Raw genomic sequence first — 3,499 nt, forward strand, 5'->3', positions numbered from 1 at the left:
CGCCATGTTCGCGCGCCTGCGCGCCTGGCTGGACCGGCTGCCGACCGAGGACGGCACCCGCCTCTCCGTCCACCTCGCCCACTCGAAGTCGGCGCTGAACGACGAGTTCGCGGAACTCCTGCGGAGCAGCCACCAGCGGATCGCCGCCGTCGACGCGGAGAGCCCGGCGCCCTCGCGCAGCTCGCGCCGCCCGCACGGCGCCCGCGCCGCGCACGCCGAACTGGTCGCGCACACCTGGCTGCGCGGCCGCAAGAAGGCGATGCTGGCGTCGTTTGTCGCCGGGACGGTCGACCAGCTGCTGTTCGCCGGGCTGAAGAGCCGCCACCTCGCACTGCGGCATCTCGCCGTCGCCGGCAAGGTTGTGGTGATCGACGAGGCCCACGCCTACGACACGTACATGAACGTCTACCTCGACCGGGTCCTGGCCTGGCTGGGCGCCTATCGGGTGCCGGTGGTGATCCTCTCCGCGACGTTGCCGGCCGACCGCCGCCGGCAGTTGGTCGACGCGTACGCCACGGGTCGGGAGGGCCAGCAGCCGCAGGCAACCGACACGCTCGACGAAACCCCGGGCGACTACCCGCTGTTGACGGCCGTCGTCCCCGGAGAGCCGGCGCCGCTCGTGGAGCGGCCCGCGCAGTCCGCGCGCGGTGGTCGTGTCCACCTGGAGGCGCTGGAGGACGACGACCCGGAAGCGCTGGCCGACCGGCTGACGGACGAACTGCGCGACGGCGGCTGCGCGCTGGTCGTGCGCAACACCGTGCGCCGCGTCCTGGAGACCGCCCGCGTCCTGCGCGCCCGCTTCGGCGACGAGCACGTGACCGTGGCTCACTCCAACTTCCTCGATCTCGACCGCATGGCCAAGGACGCCGACCTCCTTCGCCGCTTCGGTCCGCCGGGCCGCGCCACAGGGCGCCCCACCGGCCCGCACGTCGTCGTCGCCAGCCAGGTGGCGGAGCAGTCGCTGGACGTCGACTTCGACCTGCTCGTCACCGACCTCTGCCCGGTGGACCTGATGCTCCAGCGCATGGGCCGGCTGCACCGCCATCCACGCGGCGTCGACCAGGTCGACCGGCCGCCACGGTTGCGCACCGCGCGCTGCCTCGTCACGGGCGTCGACTGGTCGGCTGACGTGCCGGAGCCGGCGCGCGGTTCGGTGGCCGTCTACGGCGCGTACCCGCTACTGCGTTCGGCCGCCGCGCTGCTGCCGCACCTCGTCGACAAGGAGCCGCTGACGCTACCCGACGACATCAACCCACTTGTCCAACTCGCCTACGGTCCGGACGAGTCGGTGCCGCCCGCATGGGCGGACGCCCTCGCCGACGCACGCGCACGGCACGAGCGGAAGCGCGCCGAACAGGCGGCCCGCGCCGACGTCTTCCGCCTCGGCCCGGTCGCAAGACCCGGCCGCCCGCTCATCGGCTGGATCGCGGCCGGCGTCGGGGACGCCGACGACACGCCCGCCGGCCGTGCCCAGGTGCGGGACAGCCGGGAGAGCCTGGAGGTGCTGGTGGTGCGGCGCTCCGCCGACGGCACGCTGACGACCGTTCCCTGGCTGCCCGAGGACCGTGACGGCCGGCCCCGGGCCGGCCTGCCGCTGCCCACCGACCGGCTGCCGACCCCCGCCGCCGCCCGCGCGGCGGTGGCCAGCGCCCTGCGCCTGCCGGCGCAGTTCTCCACCCCCGAGGTGACGGACCGGGCCATCGCCGAGCTCGAACAACTCGACTGCCAGGCCTGGCAGTCGAACGAGAGCCAGTGGCTGGCAGGGGAGCTGCCGCTGGTCCTGGACGAGGATTGTCAGACCCGCCTGGCAGGCTTCTCACTCACCTACTCCCCGTACGACGGCCTGGAGGTGACCCGTGACTGACCACGAGCCCCAGAGGGGGAGCGCCGCCGCGTCGTTCGACCTGACGACCCAGCCGTGGATTCCGGTCCTGCACGACGACGGAACCCAGTCGGAACTCTCCCTCCGCGACGTCTTCGCGAACGCCGACGACCTGCGCCGCCTGATCGGCGACGTGCCGACGCAGGAGTTCGCCCTGCTGCGGCTCCTGCTCGCCGTTGTGCACGACGCGCTCGACGGTGGCCCCGCGGACACCGACGAGTGGGCCGAACTCTGGGCGGACAAAAACTGCTTCGCGCCCGTCGCCGACTACCTCACCACCCACCGCGAGGCGTTTGACCTCCTCCACCCGCAGCGCCCGTTCTTCCAGGTCGCCGGCTTGCGCACGGCAAGAGACGAGGTCTTCGAACTCAACCGGATCGTCGCCGACGTCCCCGCCGGCGCCCCCTACCTCAGCTCCCGCATGCCGGGCGTGGACCGCCTGGAGTTCGGGGAGGCTGCCCGCTGGCTGGTCCACGCCCACGCCTTCGACACCTCCGGCATCAAGACGGGCCTCGACGGCGACGACCGGGTCAAGGGCGGCAAGGTCTATCCGCTCGGCGTCGGCTGGGCGGGCACCCTCGGCGGGGTGTTCATCGAGGGCGGCACGCTCCGCGAGACGCTGCTCCTCAACCTCATCGCCCGGGACCACCCCGACGTCAGGCAGGAGGCCGACGACCGCCCGGCGTGGCGGCGCGACCCGTACGGCCCGGGCCCGGCCGGCCGTGTCCGCCCCACCGGCCTGCGCGACCTCTACACCTGGCAGTCCCGTCGGCTGCTCCTGCACCACGACAGACAGGCCGTGCGCGGCGTTGTCCTCGGCTACGGCGACCCGCTGGCCCCGCGCAACATGCAGGTGCACGAGCCGATGACGGCGTGGCGGCGCAGCAAGGCGCAGGAGAAGAAGCACGGCGTCGTGCCGTGCTACCTGCCCAGGGAGCACGACCCCAGCCGATCCGCGTGGCGCGGCCTCGAAGCGCTCCTCGCCGACCGCGCCGAGGCCGACCACGGCCCCGAGGCCCCACCGTCCATCCGGCCCCGGGTCATCGAGTGGGTCTCCCACCTCGTGAGTGATGCCGGCGTGCTGCCACGCCGCTTCCACGTCCGTGCCCGCACGGTGGGGGTCTTCTACGGCACCCAGCAGTCCGTGATCGACGAAGTCGTGGACGACCACGTCTCGATGGACGTCGTCCTGCTGCACCGCGAGGACCGCGAGTACGCCCGGCAGGCCGTCGCCGCCGTCGGCGACGCGGACGACGCCGTCCGTGTCCTCGGCGACCTCGCCACGGACCTCGCGGACGCCGCCGGCCTGGACGCCGAGCCCCGCCGGGCCGGTGCCCGCGACCTCGGCTACGCCGCCCTGGACGAGCCGTACCGCCTGTGGCTGCGCAACCTCTCCGCAGGCGACGATCCCTACGCGGCCCGCGACCACTGGCGGCGGGAGGTCCACAAGGCGGTGCTCCGGCTTGGCGGCGGCCTCGTCCGGGAGGCGGGCGAGGCCGCCTGGCAGGGCCGCACGGTCAAGGCCGGCAGCGGCACGGTCTGGCTCAACGCCGCCTCCGCCGAACGGTGGTTCCGCTTCCGGCTGCGCAAGGCACTCGGCGACCCGAACCCCACACC

General features: G+C 73.7%; 2 protein-coding genes. Both read left to right on the forward strand.

Translation table 11 applies throughout. The features are described 5' to 3' along the window. The coding region (cas3, locus tag GL263_RS23515; RefSeq protein WP_182857750.1) for a CRISPR-associated helicase Cas3' at window positions 1-1,864 on the forward strand (1,864 nt) is incomplete at its 5' end. Further along, on the forward strand, window positions 1,857-3,499 hold a 1,643-nt coding region (casA, locus tag GL263_RS23520; protein ID WP_182857751.1), incomplete at its 3' end, for a type I-E CRISPR-associated protein Cse1/CasA. The genes cas3 and casA, both read left to right, overlap by 8 nt.

The sequence above is a fragment of the Streptomyces durbertensis genome, assembly GCF_014156695.1.
Classification (GTDB): domain Bacteria; phylum Actinomycetota; class Actinomycetes; order Streptomycetales; family Streptomycetaceae; genus Streptomyces; species Streptomyces durbertensis.